The 19,872-nt window shown below is 41.8% G+C and carries 16 protein-coding genes; 15 read left to right on the plus strand and 1 reads right to left on the minus strand.

The window, feature by feature from the left end:
- Positions 1-24: 24 nt before the first annotated feature.
- Positions 25-1,899, minus strand: a complete 1,875-nt coding sequence (locus DSL64_RS25225; protein WP_115833734.1) for a DNA topoisomerase IV subunit B — start codon at positions 1,897-1,899, stop codon at positions 25-27.
- 272 nt (positions 1,900-2,171) lie between these two features.
- On the opposite strand from DSL64_RS25225, the gene DSL64_RS25230 reads away from it, so the two are divergent.
- The 15 genes from DSL64_RS25230 to DSL64_RS25300 all read left to right on the plus strand — a co-directional run bounded on the left by DSL64_RS25230 (position 2,172) and on the right by DSL64_RS25300 (position 19,724).
- The gene (locus DSL64_RS25230) at positions 2,172-4,682 is read left to right on the plus strand and encodes an SLBB domain-containing protein (RefSeq protein ID WP_115833735.1); all 2,511 of its coding nucleotides are present in this window, start codon (positions 2,172-2,174) and stop codon (positions 4,680-4,682) included.
- Between the two features lie 5 nt (positions 4,683-4,687).
- Complete coding sequence (locus tag DSL64_RS25235; protein ID WP_115833736.1) at positions 4,688-5,758, plus strand: hypothetical protein; 1,071 nt, start codon at positions 4,688-4,690, stop codon at positions 5,756-5,758.
- A 9-nt stretch (positions 5,759-5,767) separates the two neighbouring features.
- Positions 5,768-6,595, plus strand: a complete 828-nt coding sequence (locus DSL64_RS25240) for an ABC transporter permease (protein ID WP_115833737.1) — start codon at positions 5,768-5,770, stop codon at positions 6,593-6,595.
- Between the two features lie 17 nt (positions 6,596-6,612).
- On the plus strand, positions 6,613-7,872 hold the full coding sequence (locus DSL64_RS25245; RefSeq protein WP_115833738.1) for an ABC transporter ATP-binding protein: 1,260 nt from the start codon (positions 6,613-6,615) through the stop codon (positions 7,870-7,872).
- Entirely contained in the window at positions 7,865-8,950 is a 1,086-nt protein-coding gene (locus DSL64_RS25250) for a DegT/DnrJ/EryC1/StrS family aminotransferase (protein WP_115833739.1), read from the plus strand. Before DSL64_RS25245 ends, DSL64_RS25250 begins: the two co-directional genes overlap by 8 nt.
- A gap of 4 nt (positions 8,951-8,954) precedes the next feature.
- Entirely contained in the window at positions 8,955-11,003 is a 2,049-nt protein-coding gene (locus DSL64_RS25255) for an ArnT family glycosyltransferase (RefSeq protein WP_115833740.1), read from the plus strand.
- A gap of 68 nt (positions 11,004-11,071) precedes the next feature.
- The gene (locus DSL64_RS25260; RefSeq protein ID WP_115833741.1) at positions 11,072-11,770 is read left to right on the plus strand and encodes a WbqC family protein; all 699 of its coding nucleotides are present in this window, start codon (positions 11,072-11,074) and stop codon (positions 11,768-11,770) included.
- A 1-nt stretch (position 11,771) separates the two neighbouring features.
- Positions 11,772-12,431 (plus strand): acetyltransferase, encoded by a 660-nt coding sequence (locus DSL64_RS25265; protein WP_115833742.1) that lies wholly within the window; start codon positions 11,772-11,774, stop codon positions 12,429-12,431.
- Between the two features lie 56 nt (positions 12,432-12,487).
- Complete coding sequence (locus tag DSL64_RS25270; protein WP_115833743.1) at positions 12,488-13,708, plus strand: glycosyltransferase family 4 protein; 1,221 nt, start codon at positions 12,488-12,490, stop codon at positions 13,706-13,708.
- Positions 13,708-14,691 carry a glycosyl transferase gene (locus tag DSL64_RS25275; protein ID WP_115833744.1) on the plus strand — a complete coding sequence of 328 codons (984 nt, stop codon included), beginning with the start codon at positions 13,708-13,710 and terminating at the stop codon, positions 14,689-14,691. Before DSL64_RS25270 ends, DSL64_RS25275 begins: the two co-directional genes overlap by 1 nt.
- The gene (locus DSL64_RS25280) at positions 14,692-15,459 is read left to right on the plus strand and encodes a DUF5672 family protein (protein ID WP_115833745.1); all 768 of its coding nucleotides are present in this window, start codon (positions 14,692-14,694) and stop codon (positions 15,457-15,459) included.
- Between the two features lie 5 nt (positions 15,460-15,464).
- Positions 15,465-16,412, plus strand: a complete 948-nt coding sequence (locus DSL64_RS25285; RefSeq protein ID WP_115833746.1) for a hypothetical protein — start codon at positions 15,465-15,467, stop codon at positions 16,410-16,412.
- A gap of 14 nt (positions 16,413-16,426) precedes the next feature.
- Entirely contained in the window at positions 16,427-17,302 is an 876-nt protein-coding gene (locus tag DSL64_RS25290) for a glycosyltransferase family 2 protein (RefSeq protein WP_115833747.1), read from the plus strand.
- Positions 17,303-17,385: 83 nt separating this feature from the next.
- Positions 17,386-18,633, plus strand: coding sequence for a hypothetical protein (locus tag DSL64_RS25295; protein ID WP_229217226.1), 1,248 nt, complete (start codon positions 17,386-17,388; stop codon positions 18,631-18,633).
- Between the two features lie 44 nt (positions 18,634-18,677).
- Positions 18,678-19,724: an acyltransferase family protein gene (locus DSL64_RS25300; protein ID WP_115833749.1), complete on the plus strand. Its 1,047-nt coding sequence runs from the start codon at positions 18,678-18,680 to the stop codon at positions 19,722-19,724.
- Positions 19,725-19,872: the final 148 nt, after the last annotated feature.

Here is a 19,872-nt window from a genome sequence, read left to right on the forward strand (position 1 = left end):
CGTATTTTAAATCGGGTCGTGAAGTTAAACAGCAACCGCCAGTTCTTCGATATTCTTTTCAATTTTCAGATTGTCAATAATGAAACGCTGGCGTTCCGGCGTATTCTTACCCATGTAATAAGTAAGCAGCTTCAATATTGAAGTTTCCTTTTGTAATATGACAGGTTCGAGATGCATATCTTCACCAATAAACTTCCCGAACTCTTCAGGAGAAATCTCTCCCAATCCCTTAAATCGCGTTATCTCAGGCTTGCTGCCCAATTTTCCAATAGCCGCCTGTTTTTCTTCCTGGGAATAGCAATAGATGGTCTCCTTTTTATTTCGTACCCTGAACAACGGCGTTTCCAGTACATACAAATGACCATTACGCACTATATCCGGAAAGAACTGCAAAAAGAATGTCATCAGCAGTAATCGGATATGCATTCCATCCACGTCTGCATCTGTAGCGATCACGATCCTGTGGAAGCGTAAATTCTCAATTCCGTTTTCAATATCAAGAGCATGCTGAAGCAGGTTGAACTCTTCGTTTTCATAGACGATCTTCTTATTAAGACCAAAGCAGTTCAAAGGCTTTCCTCTCAAACTGAATACAGCCTGAGTCTGGATATTACGTGACTTGGTGATTGAACCACTTGCAGAATCCCCTTCCGTGATAAAAAGAGTTGTTTCGTACCGTGAATCGTGTTTCAGGTCTGTGAGATGAACACGGCAATCTCTCAACTTCTTGTTATGCAAATTTGCTTTTTTGGCGCGCTCATTTGCCAGCTTTTTAATTCCGGCCAATTCCTTACGTTCCCGCTCCGACTGCTCAATACGTTTTTTCAGTGCATCTCTCGATTCCGGATGCATGTGCAGAAAGTTATCCAAACGCTCCTTCACAAAGTCGTTTACAAAAGTCCGTACTGTAGTACTATTTGCATCAGGCGTAATCGTATTGGAACCTAGCTTTGTTTTTGTCTGAGATTCGAATACCGGCTCCTGAACCCGGATAGCTACGGCTGCAATAATTGAAGACCGGATATCTTCCGGCGCATAATCTTTTCCAAAATGCTCTCTGATCGCTCTTACAACGGCCTCTCTGAATGCAGCCAGGTGTGTTCCTCCCTGAGTTGTATACTGTCCGTTAACAAAAGAATAATACTCCTCACCATACTGGTTTCCGTGGGTCATGGCGAATTCTATATCCTCCCCTTTCAGGTGGATAATCGGATAGCGTATGGATTCGGCGTCGGATTTACTTTGTAACAAATCCAGCAAACCATTTTGAGAGATATATTTCTGACCATTGAAATTGATCGTCAATCCAGCGTTCAGATAGCAATAATTCCAGATCATATTATTCAGATATTGAGGTATATACCTGAAATTTTTGAAGATATTCCCATCCGGCTCAAAAGCCATGTGCGTTCCGTTTCGTTGTGAAGTAGGCTCCTCTCCCGTTTCATTAATCAGCTCTCCCTGCTGAAACTCAGCCATTTTGAACTTCCCGTCTCTGTAGGACTGAACCTTAAAATAATTAGAAAGCGCATTCACCGCCTTGGTACCCACACCATTCAGTCCCACAGATTTCTGAAATGCCCCGGAATCGTACTTCCCTCCTGTATTAATTTTAGAAACGCAATCCACAACTTTTCCCAAAGGAATTCCTCTTCCATAGTCGCGCACTTCTACACGATGCTCCGAAATTTTAATTTCAATCGTTCTTCCGTTCCCCATCATGTGCTCATCAATGGAGTTATCTACGATCTCCTTTACAAGCACATAGATACCGTCATCAATAGAAGAGCCATCTCCCAGTTTCCCGATATACATACCTGGCCTGAGACGGATATGCTCCTTCCAGTCCAGTGACTTTATACTATCTTCGTCGTATTGAACATTAACTTTATTTTCCATATAAATAAGGGCTCACAGTCGGCCTGCAGGTCCGATTTAATTATTGTATTTTAATAATCTTGGTCTTTTATCGTTAGGCTATTGTAACTTTGCCGCAAATGGGTAAACCAACCAGATACTAGAAATTCTTTAAAAATAGAAAAAATCTAATTTACTTTGCGATATATGAAAAATCAAATATTTCGTTTTCCGTTCTTAAAAATGCAAAATTACTAAGTTCAGACGACAGTTATATTGAATTTTAAGTATTTCCTAGCACAACAACACTACGTATGACCAGATTCAAGTTGGGTAAAAAATGCAAATATTTCCTCCCTTATTTGCTAAGTTTTATCATCTCTTTGCCAACATTTTCACAAGTAACTGCACCTACTCCATCAGCACCTTCACCCGCGGGTCAACCACAGGGAACTCAGCAACCGGGCAATACAGGAACCAACAATTCACCTACCAGTCCGCGTGGAGCTCAGGGGAATACTCCTGCTAATACGAATCAGCTACCGGGAACTGACTCAAAAGCAAATACTGGTGATAAAGGTAAGGCAGCAAATGCTGTTGACGGCGCTGACAGCAAGGACGCTCAAAACTCGGATCAAAGTAAACTGAATCAGGAGAAGGCAACAACACTCACTCCTGAAGAACAAGCTAAGGAAGAGTTAAGAAGGAAAATCTACGGATATTCCATATTTGCAGATAAAAATCTGAACACAATCCCTGATTTTCAGATCGCAACACCTACTAACTACGTAGTTGGTCCTGGCGACGTTTTAAAGATATTCTATTACAATTTTGCAGAAGCCACGTACGAACTGGAAGTAAACCGCGATGGTTTCATTCAGATCCAGCCACGCGTTGGTAATGTGTATGTTGCAGGCCATACGATTGATGAAATCCGCAAAATTCTTATCGACAGGTTTTCTAAAGTTGGAGTTCCGGGACTTATCGGTGCAGGCGGGCAACCCGCACGAACCAAATTAATGGTTACCCTTGGAGAGCTGAGAACTGTTAAAGTACTGGTTACGGGTGAAGTTATTAATCCCGGGACATATGAATTATCTTCTCTGGCATCTGCTTTCAATGCGCTGTACCTAGCCGGAGGCCCTAATGAAATAGGATCTTTCCGTGATGTCAAAGTTGTTCGTAATGGCAAGGTTATCAGCCACATGGATATCTATGACTTCCTCACTAAAGGAACCAGAGACGGCGATGTAAGAATTCAGGACAACGACAATATACAGGTTGGCTACTATTTCAAGAGAGTTGAAATGGACGGACTAGTAAAGCGTCCCGGATTGTATGAACTTCTGCCCGATGAAAAGCTTAGTGATGTACTTGCTTACGCCGGCGGATTTGACGACAAGGCATACAGAGGCCGTGTGAAAGTAGAAAGAATCACCTCTCTGGAACGTAAAATGTTTGATGTTTCTGAAAGTGAATACAGCTCTTTTGACATGGCAACCGGTGACCTGGTTACAGTGGAAACTGTATTGGATCGTTTTGAAAACATTGTAACAATTGAAGGTGCGGTATTCAGACCGGGCAATTATTCGCTGGACAACAGCCCTTCACTCAAGAAATTGGTTGAAAACGCACAAGGTTTAAGAGAAGATGCGTTCATCGGACGTATTAATGTGCTCAGAACTCGTCAGGATCTTACTATTGAAAATATTTCACTTAACTATGCTGATATAGTTAACAACAAAACTCCTGACCTGATGCTTACACGTCTGGATCAGGTTGTGATACCTTCTAAATTCACAATGGCTGAAGTTGCCTTCATTAAGGTAGATGGTGAAGTAAATAATCCGCAGTTCCCTGAAAACGAAGGTAAATTCCCTTTCACTTCCAACACTACACTGGAGGATGCAATTCTCAAAGCAGGTGGATTTAAAGAATCTGCCTATACTGCCGAAGTTGAGGTAATCAGACGGAAACGTGACGGAGTTGCCGGCGCTGCTAACGCACAAATTGCTGAGATTTATAAATTCAATGTAAATCGCGATCTTTCACTGGGTGCCAACCAGAGCAACTTTGTTCTGATGCCATTTGACCATATCATTATCCGTAAATCACCAAACTATGTAGTACAGCAGTCTGTCTTCATTGAAGGAGAAGTGCTTGTGCCAGGTGAATACAGTATCGTTAACAAAAACGATAAGATCAGCGATGTAATCAAGAGAGCAGGTAATCTAACAGAACTTGCTAACGCCGAAGGAGCAACTTTACTTAGAAGAACCATTGCCAAAAGCATGACAGAGGCTACCAATTATGAAGAAACCGACATTGCTGAAAAAAGCATCAAAACCGGAACTATCATGGGAGATATGGCTAATGTGAAAGAAGAATCGATAGGTATCCAGTTGCGCAGCATTTTGAAACAACCTGGTTCTTTTGAAGATCTGATCGTTCAGGAAGGTGATATTATCCGTATTCCAAAACGTCTGGAAACGGTACAGGTAATTGGGCAAGTGCTTTATCCAACGACGGTTAAATACGGAAAAGGGATGAACTTTACAGACTATATTTCCCGCTCAGGTGGGTTTACACCTCAGTCATTGAGAAAAAGCTCGTATATCAAATATCCTAATGGAAATGTTGACAGAACAAGAAGATTCCTTGTTTTCAATGTGTATCCTAAAGTACAGCCGGGATCTGAGATATACGTTCCTCAAAGATCTGCACCAGCACTTAATGCACAGCAAACCATTACAACCGCTACAACTGTGTTAGGTTCTATTATGACCTTAGTTGTAACTATTCTTGCCTTCCGCACTATTAACTAAAAACTATGTCAACAACAGCTCGACAAGTTCCCGAGGATGAATTAACCCCTCAGGATGTAATTGAAAAAATTCAGGTAATCAAGAGGGCGTTAATCAAGAACTGGATTGTTCTTGTGCTTTTGCCAGGTCTTGGATTTGGTATCGGATATGTTCTGGATTTAGTACTGAAAACACCTAATGAATATGAAGCTGATGTAGTTTTTAACCTTGGGGGAAGTCAGAGTTCGGGAGGTCTGGGCGACATGGCGGGGCTGCTCGGACTGGGCAATGCGCCGGATGCTAATATTTTTACGGGTGAAAACTTCTTTTATTTCGTAAAATCACGACCTGTTATCGAACGGAATCTGCTAAAAGAAGTAGATATCCACGGAAAAAAAATGATCCTTGCCAATTTCTTCATTGATTCGAGCGGAATCAAGCAGAAAGAATGGGAAGAAACACCTGACTTGCACAACTTCCGTTTCACAAGTTCGGATGTCAAAAAACTGGATATGCCATCAAGAGTGGTATTAAATCAGCTTGTTCGTAAAGCGACGGACCTGACGGACATAGGACCATTGGAAAGAAAATCTTCATTCTCTAAATTGTCTGCCAAGGCGGAAAATGAAACACTTGCCGGCTTATGGGTTACTTCACTTCTTACTACTGTAGAAGAGATGTATACTGAAAACCAGACACAAAAATCACGGAAGCAGCTTCGTTTGCTTGAATCCAGACGTGACTCATTAGGGAGAGTATTGGGAGTGGCAGAGAGTCGCCTTGCACGTGAAGTGGATTTGAGTACTCAGGTATTCGACCCGATGGTTAAAGTATCGGCGTCCCGCTCAGAAAAAAAATCAGCTTTCCTTCAAAGTATGTACTACGAAGCGATGGCAAGTGCGGAAAAAATGAGGGTTTCCCTGGTACGGGAAGCTCCATTGTTTACGGAGATTGAAGGTATAAAAGTACCTTTGGACATGAAGGCAACAGACAAAACAAGAGCAAAAATCGGGTTACTGATCGGTTTGTTCCTTGCTCTAATATTTACTTACCTTCGTACTGCGCTGGCGCCTGCACCCAAACCAGTTCAGGCTTAATTAACAATCATGAAGCATACTATTACCATAAAGGCTGGAGGTTCGGAAAAGGACTACTGGAAAGATCTTTGGCTTAACAGACAATTGCTCTGGATCCTCTCGAAACGGGATATTTCTGTTAGATATAAACAAACTTTACTAGGTTTGGCGTGGAGCGTGCTCCGCCCGCTTATGACCATGGGAATCATGGTTTTTGTATTCAGCCTGGTTGCAAAGCTCGAAGGAGACCCGGGAATTCCTTATCCGCTCATGGTATTGAGTGGTATTACGATCTGGACATTTTTCTCCAATACTTTTACACAGATCAGCAGTAGTATACTGATCAATTCCAACTTGGTATCGAAAGTCTATTTCCCAAGACTGCTCATGCCTCTCAGTTCTGTTGCTGTAGGCTTTGTCGACTTTCTGATTACATTCGTAATATTCCTGGTTTTTACGGTGGTATCTGGTTACGGACTCAGCTGGAACATTATTTTTGTACCTGCTTTCGTTATCCTGACCTTTTTTATTTCTCTTGGTTTTGGATTGTTTTTTGCTGTATTAAATGTTCGTTTCCGTGATATTGGTCAGCTGATACCATTTATTGTACAGGTAGGTTTTTACATCTGCCCTATTGCTTACACGAGCAGGTTGGTAGAAGGTCAGTGGTTCGAAAGCATCTATAAACTCAACCCTATCGTAGGTATCATTGATGGATTCAGATGGTGTCTGCTTGGAGATAAAGCTTATTTTGATCCGCAGAGCCTTATTTCAACCACTATATTATCATTGATTACGCTTGTGTTGTCAATTGTGTATTTCCGCAAAAAGGAAAATACATTCGTTGATCATATTTGAAATAGCTATTTTTGTTTATGTCTGTAATTGTAGCTGAAAACATCAGCAAAAAATATATCATTGATCATCAGAGAAAATCCGGCACGCCCAGCCTGCGTGATGTGGTATCTGATACATTAGGTAAAGTTTTTCCCGGAAAGAACAAACAGGATGACTTTGCCGAAAAGGAAGAGTTCTGGGCGCTGAAAGATGTGAGTTTTCGCATTGAACAAGGCGACAGGATTGGCATTGTCGGTCATAACGGCGCAGGTAAATCAACCCTATTGAAAATCCTCAGCCGTATTACAGAGCCTTCTACCGGTCAGATTAAGATTAACGGACGTATTGCCAGCTTGCTGGAAGTCGGAACAGGGTTTCACCCTGAGCTTACCGGTCGTGAAAATATTTTCCTGAACGGAGCTATTCTGGGCATGTCTAAAACTGAAATCAAACAATCATTTGATGCCATTGTTGACTTTGCCGGCGTAGAAAAATTCTTGGATACACCTGTAAAAAGATATTCTTCCGGTATGTATGTAAGGCTAGGGTTCGCCATCGCAGCCCACCTGAATCCAGAAATTCTTATTGTAGATGAGGTACTGGCAGTTGGTGATACGGAATTTCAAAAGAAGTCTCTAGGCAAGATGAGAGATGTATCTGAAAGTGGACGTACTTTGATTTTCGTCAGTCATAATCTAACGGCTATTCAGGCCTTGTGTAATAAGTCTTTCTATTTTGAAAAAGGCAGGCTGGTCGACCAGGGTGATACCACACATATTGTTACCAACTACCTCAGCCAAGTTTCTCATAAATCGCTTGAAAAACATTGGGATGATATAAATCACGCTCCCGGAAACGATCAGGTAAGAATTAAGAGCTTTAAAGTTGTTCCTGAATTTCAGGACAACCTTTCTCACATTGATGTGCGCACGCCTATTGATTTCAGATTTGAGTTCTGGAACATGGAAGAAGGTGCTAATCTTAACCTGAGTTTACACTTATACACCTTTACAGGTGAGTGTATATTCAACGTAGGTACACAATCAGAATCATTTGGTAAAGGACTGGTAACAGGTACTTGCCATATTCCGGGAAACTTCCTGAACGACGGATCCTACGTTGTTTCCATGATGATAGTAAAAGATACCAGTACGGTGCTTTACAACATGGAAGAGGCACTTGTTTTCGATATAGAAGACTATCGTGAAAATGTAACCTGGTACGGAAAATGGCCTGGTTATATTCGCCCTCAACTTAATTTCTCCATTAGACAAACTGAACACCTAGTGAATGATTAACGTCACTAAAACTTTTTTACCAGATCAGGAAAAATACCTTCAATATGTTCGTGAAATATGGGACCGTGGGTATCTGACAAACAACGGACCTTTACTGCAGGAGCTGGAATCCAAATTAAAGGAATATCTTAACGTTGATCATCTTTACTTCTGCGGGAACGGGACTATCGTTCTTCAGATCGCCATAAAAGCGCTTGAAATAACAGGAGACGTCATTACTACGCCTTTCTCTTATTGTGCAACTTCGAATGCGATCCTGTGGGAAAAATGTACGCCTGTATTCGTTGATATAGATCGTTCTACTTTTAACATTAATCCGGATCTGATAGAAGAATCTATTACACCGGACACTACCGCTATCCTTGCAACGCATGTTTACGGAAACCCGTGTGATGTGGAGAAAATTGAGGCTATTGCTAAAAAGCATAATCTCAAGGTGATCTATGACGCGGCGCATGCTTTCGGTGTGAAGTATAAGAACAGATCACTTTTATCCTACGGAGATATCAGTACATGCAGTTTCCATGCTACAAAAGTATTCCACACCATAGAGGGCGGAGCGCTGATATCCAATCATCCGGAACTTCACGAGAAACTGAGCTTACTGCGTGCATTCGGACACAGAGGAGATGAATCTTATTATTTTGCCGGAATCAATGGTAAAAACTCTGAATTCCATGCGGCTATGGGGCTTTGCAATCTGCCACACGTGGGAGAAATCATTGCTTCAAGAAAAGATATTTTCGATGCTTATGACAGCAGGCTGAATTGGGATATTCTTGAAAGACCTGAACGCAGTGCTGATATTGAATATAACTACGCCTATTATCCGGTAGTTTTCCCTTCGGAGGGAGTAATGAAAAAAGTGATGGAAGACCTTGCTGAAAATGAAATTATTCCACGCAGGTATTTTTATCCGTCGCTGAACACGCTGCCATTTATGCCCAAAGCAATAGCTTGCCCGGTATCTGAAAATATAGCGGAGCGTGTACTTTGTTTACCTCTGTATATGGGTCTTCCTATTGAGGATGTTGAACGTATTGCTGCCATCATTAACAAAAGTCTCTTGTCACCATAGCATTATGGTTATAGTATACCTGCTTTCCTTTTTTGCGTTTATATATAGTGTTGGGTACGTCGCTAAAAAAATAGCCCAACCATCACTGACAGAATGGATACTCACCACTTTTGTCCTGTCAGTGGGATGTATTATCCCAAGTGGATTTATACTTTCAGCAATTGATCAGACAGCAAATGTTTTTTCGTGGATAGCAGCTACTTTCATCATTCTGGCCATTCAGTACGGACTCTGGTCTGCGCTGATTCCGGAAAAGCAACACTATTCTGTACGGTCGATTATTAAAAACCGTGCGCAGAGTCTCACCATATGGACAAGAGAATTGTCGCCCTATCTGAAATTCATTTTCGGATTACTTTTCGGAACGTTCTTCATTGTCTGTATCACCAATCTCATTCTTGTGATTTCGACAGTACCCAACGAATGGGACAGTATGACCGGGCATTTGAACCGCGCTATACGCTACATTCAGCGCGGAACGATGGAACATTTCGGAGGAACAAACTGGAACATGGATACCTATCCTAAAAGCCTGACCAGCATTCAGATATACAGCTATCTGATCAGCGGAAAGGTGGAGAATGCTTTTAAGGTAATTCACCACCTCTCCTACTACATCACAATTCTGGCGGTTTTCGGGATTGCGCAGCGTATTGGCAGAAATCTTTCCGCAAGTCTTTTCTGTGCATTGGCGTATGCGATGTTCCTGGATTTCCTGATGCAGGCTATCACCACAGAGACGGACATCGTACTGGCTGCCTATTTGAGCACATTGTTGTATTTCCTTTTTACCTATTACAACAGTCGCGACAACCGCTATTTATATCTGGCCGGACTCACATTCGGAATCGTATTCGGGCACAAGGCAACGTTTGCGCTTTTGCTTCCATCCGTGTTCGTGGTCATGATTTACACTGTATTTCTTGCTCCTGATTTCAAAATTTTCTTTAACAGAACATTACGTCTGGGTATCGCGATTGCACTGGCCGTTTGTGTATATATGCTTCCTTCGGGATATGTTAAAAACATACAGGTTTTCGGACACCCGATTGGCCCCCCTACTGCGCTGAAACATCAATCCATTGAACGTTTTGGGAGTGTAAAAAATGGTTTGAAACAAGGAACACGTAATGTGATCAGATATAGCTACGACTTTTTCAATCTGGATGGTATACGGAATGCGCAATGGGGATACGATTTAAACACGACTATTCGCAAACCCATCGTATATCTGGAAGACAAACTTAACATGGGGCTTGATGAGGAAAAAGAATACGCTATTGTCCCTTTTACCTTCCAAAGAAGATTTGACTTCTATAATGCCAATCCTTATTGGGGAGTTTTCGGGTTTGCACTTATCTTACCTATCATTCTTCTTGTCTTTTTCAGAGTAATCTGGTCGCGGGTACATTGGTTTCTGGCATTGGCATTCCTGCTTCACCTTATCGGAATTTCCTTTTCAGCAGTTTATGATCCCTTCAAAGGTCGTTACTTTATAGAAACGGGTCTGTTTGGTGTACTTTTCCTGTTGCTTCTTTTTTCACATCACCGGCTATCGATCATCAAACCGAGACGTCAGTTGTGGAAAGGATATGTAGCTTTGGTGGTGGTGATGGCCTGTATATCCGCGATCATGTCAGTATATCTCAATGTACGTTGCCTGCCCTTTCCGGCGTATGGACACGAATCAGCCCTGACAATGGATCGCATTACTTACCAGACTTTTGCCAGACCGGATATAACCGCAGCGTATCAAAGATTTGATTCTATTGTACCTGCAAATGCCACAGTAGCTCTCGCGACAATCAACGACGATTTCGAATATCCACTGTACGGGCAGGATTTGAGCCGAAAACTTATATCCATAAATCCTTTTGAGCAAGGCCTCAGACCTATTCCACAAAACGCCGACTATCTGTTTTATGCAAGAAGCGTAATTAATGATACAAGCAAAATCAAAGCTTTGAAGAGCGATATCAGGTTAGGCAGCGACACTACAATGACCGGCCTGATCGTGAAAGGCGAAGACTATTATCTCCGCAAACTCCGGTAAGGAAGTTTTATTACCGGTATCGCCATTATTTTAAACCACGGTACTTTGTGCCGGTAATTCGAATGCCCATGACCATTGCCATCATGCAGCCCTATATTTTTCCTTATATAGGGTATTTTCAACTCATCAACGCGGTCGATAAATTTATTATCTATGACGATGTGAACTTTATCAACAAAGGATGGATCAACCGAAATAATATTCTTGTTGGTGGCAAGCCACATATGTTTACGATTCCGCTTAAAGATGCCAGTCAGAATAAACTGATTAATGAAGTGTTGATGCTAAAATCAGATCCCTGGCGTAAGAAATTCCTCAAAACGTTACAACAATCCTATCAGAAAGCGCCGAATTATCAAAAGGTTTTTATCCTGATAGAAGAAATCGTAAATTTCGATCCTGAAACAATTCATGAGTTCACCCTTCATGCACTGCAAAAAACCTGCGCATTCATGGGTATAGAAACAGAAATTGTTCCCTCCTCCCGAATTTACGACAATACCAACCTTAAAGGTCCGGATCGGATACTTGATATTTGCAGGCAGGAAAAGGCCACGCATTATATCAATCCGGTTGGTGGCATGGAATTGTACGACAAAAATGTATTCGAGAATGAAGGAATCAGGCTCAACTTTTTGAAAAGTGTGCTCAGTCCTTATTCCCAATTCCAAAATGCTTTCGTACCTTGGTTGTCTGTATTAGATATTTTGATGTTTAACGACACAGAAAAGGTCACCACACTTCTAAAAGATTACGAACTGATTTAAAATGGCTAAGGTTATTATTTTTGGTGTTTTAGATACCGCAGAACTTGCACACTATTACCTGCAGCACGATTCCGAACATGAAGTTGTGGCTTTTGCCGTCAACCGTGAGTACATCAGGGACAACAGCTTTCACGGCTTACCAGTTGTGGCTTTTGAAGATGTAGAAACCCTGTTTTCTCCTTCGGAGTATTCATTTTTCGCTCCTATGACAGGACGTAACATGAACCGTAACAGAGAAGCCATTTACAATCAGGCAAAAGCAAAAGGTTATTCATTTATATCTTATATCAGTTCACATGCTACCATTTTTGACAAAAGTGTAGTGGGTGAAAATTGCTTTATTCTGGAAGACAACACGATTCAGCCATTCACAACAATTGGCAACAATGTGGTGATGTGGAGTGGCAATCATATCGGCCATCACGGACGTATCAACGACCATGTGTTTTTTACCTCACACGTTGTGATGTCAGGACACTGTGAAATAGGACCTTATTCTTTCTTTGGTGTGAACAGCACAATCCGCGATTATACAACTATCGCACAGGGAACTCTTGTAGGTATGGCTTCCGCCATTACAAAAGAGACAGAAGAATGGGGAATATATATTGGAAATCCCGCGAAAAAAGTTCCTGGAAAGAAGAGCTACGAAGCGTATTAACGTGAGCTCTGATCCGGCATTACCATGTGATTACTATCCTGGAAACTTTTGAAGTAATGGAACACAAGAAAATATTATTCGTAAGTCACGATGCGAACAGAGCAGGAAGTCAGCTACTTCTGCTCCAGCTTCTGCGATTGCTGAAGGAACGTGGCATACCCATGCATTTGCTGTTATGCAGCGGTGGTGTATTGGAAGATGAATTTGCCGAGGTAACCACTATTACCAGGCTATATCAGGATAATCAGACTTCTCCGGGTTTCATTTCAGGACGTATTCTAAGGAAAATAAAACTGCAGAAGTTATACGCCGAGCATTCAGCTCAGCGGGAAAATGATAGAATTATCGGTGAACTGGAAGCACAGAACATTGGATTGGTATTTGTCAATTCTATTGCCAACGCTGAGGTTTACTATGAGACACTGCGCTTCCTGCATCATCTGCCGATGGTATTGTTTGTGCATGAGCTTGCCATGTCTGCAAGAATATACACGCATGAGAAACATCTCAATTTTCTGCTCAAAAAGACAGACCATCTGATCGCTGTTTCAAAGGCTGTAGCGAATTTCTATGTAAAAAAATATGATTTCCCTTCTCAGCATGTAAGCACATTTACACTGATAGACCACGATCATATTGATGAGAGAGTAACGCAGGTACAAACCAATCTTCTGGAAAGAACCTACAAGATTCCTGATGATGCGATTGTGATTGGTGGATGCGGAAATGCCGAATGGAGAAAAGGAAATGATATTTTCAACTGGATCGCCCGTAATGTAATCAGCAAGACAGGCCCTTTACCAGTCTATTTCGTTTGGGTAGGTGCAGGTCCTCAGCATGAAATCTATGAACTGATAGAAAGTGATATCCGTGTCATGGGGCTTTCTGACCGGATCATTCTCATTCCTCCTACCCCACAGGCGCTTGACTATATCAATCGCTTTGATATTTTGTTGCTCAGTTCCCGTGAGGATCCGTATCCGCTTGTGGTACTGGAAGCTGCATTACTGGAGATTCCGGTGGTTTGCTTTGAAGATGCAGGAGGTTCTCCTGAACTGATCGAAACCGATGCTGGCTTTGTGGTTCCCTATCTTGATATCAACGCTGCTTCAGAGGCAGTTATCAAACTCGTTCTCGATCCCGGACTTCGCCAGCTCATGGGCGAGAAGGGAAGAAAAAAAGTATTGGAACGCCACAATGCCGAGAAAAGTGTAGGAAACATTGAAGCCATCATTCAAAAGTACTTACCTTTGATCGTTTCGGAACAGCATAACTAATGACCATTGCTTTTACAATTTGTTCAATAAATTACCTGGCTCAGGCACGCACACTCGGAGATTCACTGAAGAATACCAATCCGGATGTGAAGTTCTTTATAGGGCTTGTTGATATTCTGGAAGGTGTCAGTTTTGACCCTGCATTTACGCCCGAATACCCTATGATTGAGATTGATAAAATCGATATTCAGGGATTTCAGGAAATGGCAGACCGGTACGATATTACCGAACTCAACACTGCGGTCAAGCCTTTCTATTTCACCTATTTTTTCAAGAAATACCCTGAGGCAAAGAATGTCATTTATTTCGATCCTGACATTATCGTCTTTCAGCCTATCACAGCACTGAAAGAATCTCTGACTCAATATCCTGCAGTCGTTACTCCACATATCAATACAGCTATTGATGACAGATTAACGCCTAATGAATTACATCATCTCAATACAGGCATTTATAACCTTGGTTTTGTAGCATTCGCAAGAAGCAATGAAACGCTGGAATATATTAAGTGGTGGGAAGAAAAACTCAGATATGAATGCCTGATTGATCTGTGCAATGGTCTGTTCACAGATCAGAACTGGATGAATTTTCTGCCCGTTTTTGTTAAAGAAACATTTATTCAGCGTAACCCCGGATACAACGCAGCTTACTGGAACCTTCATGAACGTACTTTCACACAGTTGGGCGAGACCCACTATGTGAATGGCGATAATCCACTGATTTTTTTCCATTACAGCGGTTATGACCCGGCGAAACCGGATGTGCTTTCTAAATATCAGGATCGCTTTGAGCTGTCGGATCGGGCAGACCTGACTACCCTTTTCAGGTTGTATAAAGATAGCCTTATAAACAACGGGAATGCTTATTACCGCCAGTTCCCATGCTATTACATTAAACCTAAGCGTGTATTGCGTTATCAGCGTGTTAGAAAATGGATTAAAATGCCTTTCCAATACGTTATAGATCAGCTTGAAACGATATAAATGAAAGAACTAGTTTCGGTTATAATCCCCATTCCTGATCCAGAGCTGACTCCAACGCAAGAAAAATCTCTTCATCGCTGTCTGGAAGCTCTGGCCCGCTATCCGGTTATGTTCATCACAGCGGAAGGCGCTGACCTGGCTATCGTAAAGGAGCACAAAGCAGACGCTGATATCATTTATTTCCCGAAAGAATATTTTCAATCGCGACAAGCTCTGGCAAAGTTATTCCTGCTTGATGAATTCTACGACAGGTTCAGCTGGACGGACTTTTTGCTGATTCATGAACTTAACAGCTGGATTGTCAAAGATGAGCTGCATTACTGGTGCAAACAAGGTTACGATTACCTGAAAGCCAAACCAGATAGCAGTGATTCGAAAAAGTTACCCGGCCAGGTGTCCCTGATACTGGGACTGAATCAAAATGAGAAACTAAATATTGACAAGGCTTTTGAAAACAACGGACTCATTCTGTGCAATGTTCAGCGAATGATCAAAGCGCTGAGAAAAAAAGCAAAAACAGCCTATCAATATCGTCACGATGAAATTTTGAAGCATCGGGATGCTGTGTTTTGGGAAGTGGAGGCCAACAGAATCTGGCCGACAGTCAGAAAGCCAACGGAAATAGTGCGCAATTTCTTTTGCATAGCACTTTCAACTAAGAAAACGTCCAGCCAATACACAGGAAGGGCATTACCTTTCGCCTTCACCGGTGTAAGTAAGGATAATATAGACGATCTTCCGATACAGGAAGTGCAAGGAAGAAATTAAACACCATGAACATTATTTTTACAGTCTGCAACCGAACTAGTCTGGCTCATGCACTCGCATTGGCTAAGTCTGTGATGCAGTATCCTGGAAATCTTTTTTATCTTGGCTGGGTCGATTATACGGAACTAACCGACCTTCCTGCCTATATCAAACTCATCAGGCCTGACGAAGTTGCCATTCCGAAATGGCAACACATGACTGAGCAGTATTATGATTTTGAGCTTGTGAATGCCTGTCGCCCATGGTTCCTCAAACATTTGCTTCAACTTCACCCGGATCACTCCGGCTTTACTTTTTTCGCACCTACGGTGTTTTTGTATAATTCTTTTGAAGAGATTATCTCAACACCGTCGGGCATGCAGGTTACACCGCATATCACAAAGGCTTTGGCAAAATCTGCCGTCCTCGATGACAAAAGGATTCTCAATGTAGGTATGTTTCATGCCGGAAGCTGGACTTTCAACCGAAGTGAAGAAAGCCTTCGCTTCCTTGACTGGTGGGCTGAGCGAACACTCGACAGAGCTAAATTTGATTTATGCAATGGCATGTGTATGGATCAGTTGTGGCTCAACTTTGTACTGGTCCGAATTCCGGATGCGATCCAGATTTCGAATCCCGGCTGGCATTACGGTCTGCATTCTGTTTTGAACAAAGCACTGGAATTAAAAGACCAGACCTACCTTGTTGAAGGAGAGAAACTCATCTCGGCAGACTTTGCAGGATTGGATTTTTTCGACCCTATCTGGTCTGATCATGCTCCATTGCTGAAAAACAGTGGCTTATACAAAACACTGTACAGTGACTATAAGAAAATTGTAAATTCTTTTAAACAGTTTGTCCCTGGCGGCAAACCCGGCTTTGGGAAAAACCCTGACATCAAACCCGACCGACTCTTCAGAAAAAGATGGCGGACCAATCTGAAATCAATAACCCAATTTATTGATCAGTTTTAAAATTTTATCAATACATGAAATCCCTCGAACAATACACAAAGGAATTACGCACACTGGTCTCTGCACCTGATTTCCGTCAGGAAAGCGGAACAGGCTTTCCAAAACTAACGATTATTACACCTTCCTATAACCAGGCTGATTTTCTGGAACGTACCATTCTGAGTGTACTAAACCAAAACTATCCGAATCTGGAATATATCATCATTGATGGCGGTTCTACCGACCATAGTGTGGAGATAATCAAAAAATATGAAAAGCATCTTACCTATTGGGTTTCTGAAAAGGACCGTGGCCAGGTACATGCCATCAACAAAGCGCTAGCTTTGGCAACAGGAGACTACATCAGCTTCCAAAATTCGGACGATGTATATTTCCCGGGCACTTTTCTCCGTTTTGGAGAAGCGGCCAGACAAACACCTGCAGATATATTGTTTGGTGATTTGTTTATGATTTCTACAGACGATGAAGTGACTGAGATTCTCAAAACAACGTCTTACAGCTTTACATGTCAGGTTTTGGAAGGAATGCAGATTCACAATCAGTCTTTATTTTTCAAAAGAGAGTTGGTAACGAAATACGGCCCGTTTGATGAATCATACCACTTTGCGTTTGACTATGAGTTCATTACAAGATATACATCCGATGGTACGGCTACAACCAAAAAAATAGACGGTTTAGGCGGAGCATTGCGGGTACATGCGGATGCAAAATCCTCCAATATAGCCCCTCTTGGTAAAAAGGAGCACGCAAAAATCAAGGGATTGTACATTTCCGCGGTAGGCAATCCATCTCTCAACAAATTGAGGTATCTTTGGTGCAGGTTTCGGAAAGTGGCCTACTTCATATTCAAGTTCGACTTTAAATACATTAGTTTTAGGTTATCCAGATGAATTGGAGTCTGTTAAATATATTTTCAAATTTCACTTATCTCAGATACTCTGTCGGTATCGCTATGATATTTAATGGATTTCCATTGATATTCTTCATACGGGATACACTGAAAATAGGACCTGCCAACAGTATTTTCACAGCAGTTTTCTTTGCATTGGGGCTGGTTTTGATGCTTCCGTTGACTCTCTTCAAGCGTCTTTATAAGCCCAACACGATCCTGTTTAATCTGGGATTAGGCTTTTTGCTGATCATGTTATACTACTTCCTTTTTCTGAATTATACAGGAAAAGCCGTCGCCGATGTAGGTAATTTCGTATTCATGTTTGGCTTTCTGATACTGTTGCTGCACGTTCCCAATGATGTGTCTGATACGTTGGTAACGGTTCTTTTTATACTATCGCTTTTCGCTAATGTTACTCTGGTTTACTCTCTGCTTACGGATCCGAACTGGTCGCCGGGAATGCGGGCAGCTGTAAGTTTCTCTAATGATGGAGCACAACCTGGTGGAAATCCGCACATTACTGCTCGTAATGGGGTTATATGTATTGTAACGGCACTCGTATTAATGAGCCGTTCGACGGGTATCATTAATAAGGCATTTTTATTCTTTTCTGTTCTGTTTAGTCTTGGTGTTGTGGTTTTATCCCTCGCCAAATCCAGCTATATCGGAATCGGACTGATGACCACAGCTTACTTTATCTTTCAGTTCAAAGTTTCGAGTATCTTCAAAGCTGCGCTGAATATATTTAAGTTCCGGAGTATGGTGCTGGTAGTTGTCATTATCATTGGCATACGGTATTTCCTGAACCGGTATGGTGATATCTTCAACCTGTTGCTTGGTTATTGGGATGTGTTCCAGGATCGTATCATGGACGTAATCTTTACTTCTTTTGGTGTAAAATTAACGGAATCTGCGGATGTAGATTATTCAGCCATGGGTCGGGTTGGTGGTTTTGAAACCTTCCTGAATACCTTCTTTTCCTGGGATGCTTTCATGGGCAAAGGATTCAAGAGCGATTATCTGGACGTACCTATTCTGGAATCATTTGTTGCCTATGGTGTCATAGGTTTTCTGTTCTTTGCATCTTTTAACCTGTTTCTATTCCTTTTTGCGATACGTGAAATCCGACGACCTACAGCAGCTATATCCACTGTGCTCGGTTACTTCTACATTTCTCTTACGATACTTCTGATCACAGGCGGACGCCCCTCTGATATTGCATTCTGGTTCCCCTATATCGCAATGATACGTTTTCTGGGTGTGAGATATTTTGAGAAACGGGAAGAACTGCCGGTTAATGAAAACCCATTATCTGCAGTTCCCGCTTAACCGGTTTCTTATTCGTACAGCAGGATTATCCACACAACCATTAAATGAAAGGAAGAGTAGAACAGCTCGACGGTTTACGCGGCATTTTTGCAGTTCTTGTTGTTGCACACCACCACAATGCCTTCAAAGATTCGGTATTTTATAATAACTTCTTCGTAATTAACTCTGATCTCTTCGTTGATTTTTTCTTCGTTCTGAGTGGCTTTGTAATCGCGCTGAACTATTACAACCGTCTGGAAACCAAGGATGATTTCGTCCCTTTCCTGAAGAAAAGGTTTGTACGATTGTATCCACTGCTCTTTTACACTGAGATTGTGTTCCTGGTTTTTAACATTATAGGAGATTTCAGTGCCTATAAGCATGCCGATAACCTGAGCCTCTCCTACTATTTCGAAACAGCTTTCGATACACTCACATTTATGGGTTCCACCCCTGTATTCGGAGACTGGATCGGCCTCAATTACCCTGCCTGGTCAATATCAGCGGAAATGATCGCCTATGTTGTTTTCGGACTGGTGCTGATTTTATTTTCGAAGTATAAATTCATTGCATTTGTGATCATTACAACTCTTTGCGGTGCCTTTATCATCTGGCATGGCGATTACCTGCTTGCTTACGATTATGGATTTATACGAGGTATTTTCTGTTTTACCCTCGGTGTGTTCACTTACAACTTTATCCGAAACAAAACTTTTCAACTTTCCGCGTTCGAAATCCCATTCCTGCTAGCCGTCGTTTCAGGCATGTACATCGTACACCATTACGATCTTAATTTATGGAAACTTGTATTCCCGTTTCTGTTCTCGGGAGGGGTAATTATTTTCTGTAATTCTACCGGTGTGGTAACCAAGCTGCTGCTCACGAAACCTTTTCAATACCTGGGTAAGATCTCCTATTCTATCTACCTCAACCATGCAATCGTGCTGATCGCCATGAACGTGATCCTTTTCAGGGTATTGAAATCCCCACAAACCGAAACCATGATTGGTATTTCCTTACTTATTTCAATCCTGCTTACCATCATTTATTCCCATTTCACCTACGAGTGGATTGAAAAAAAATTCGGTCAGTTTCTCAAATCCAAAATTTGATTTCACTTCGGGCAGGGAATCATTTTTCCCATTTTGAAGTCGTTTATTGTAAACCAATTTCCATCTGGTTTGGTTATTTCTACGGGCACTTATTTTGCAGTAAATTGACTAATCGGTGATATGAACTGGTTTATTTTCTGTTGTTTCA

Origin of the sequence: Dyadobacter luteus, assembly GCF_003383615.1 — a bacterium.
Classification (GTDB): domain Bacteria; phylum Bacteroidota; class Bacteroidia; order Cytophagales; family Spirosomataceae; genus Dyadobacter; species Dyadobacter luteus.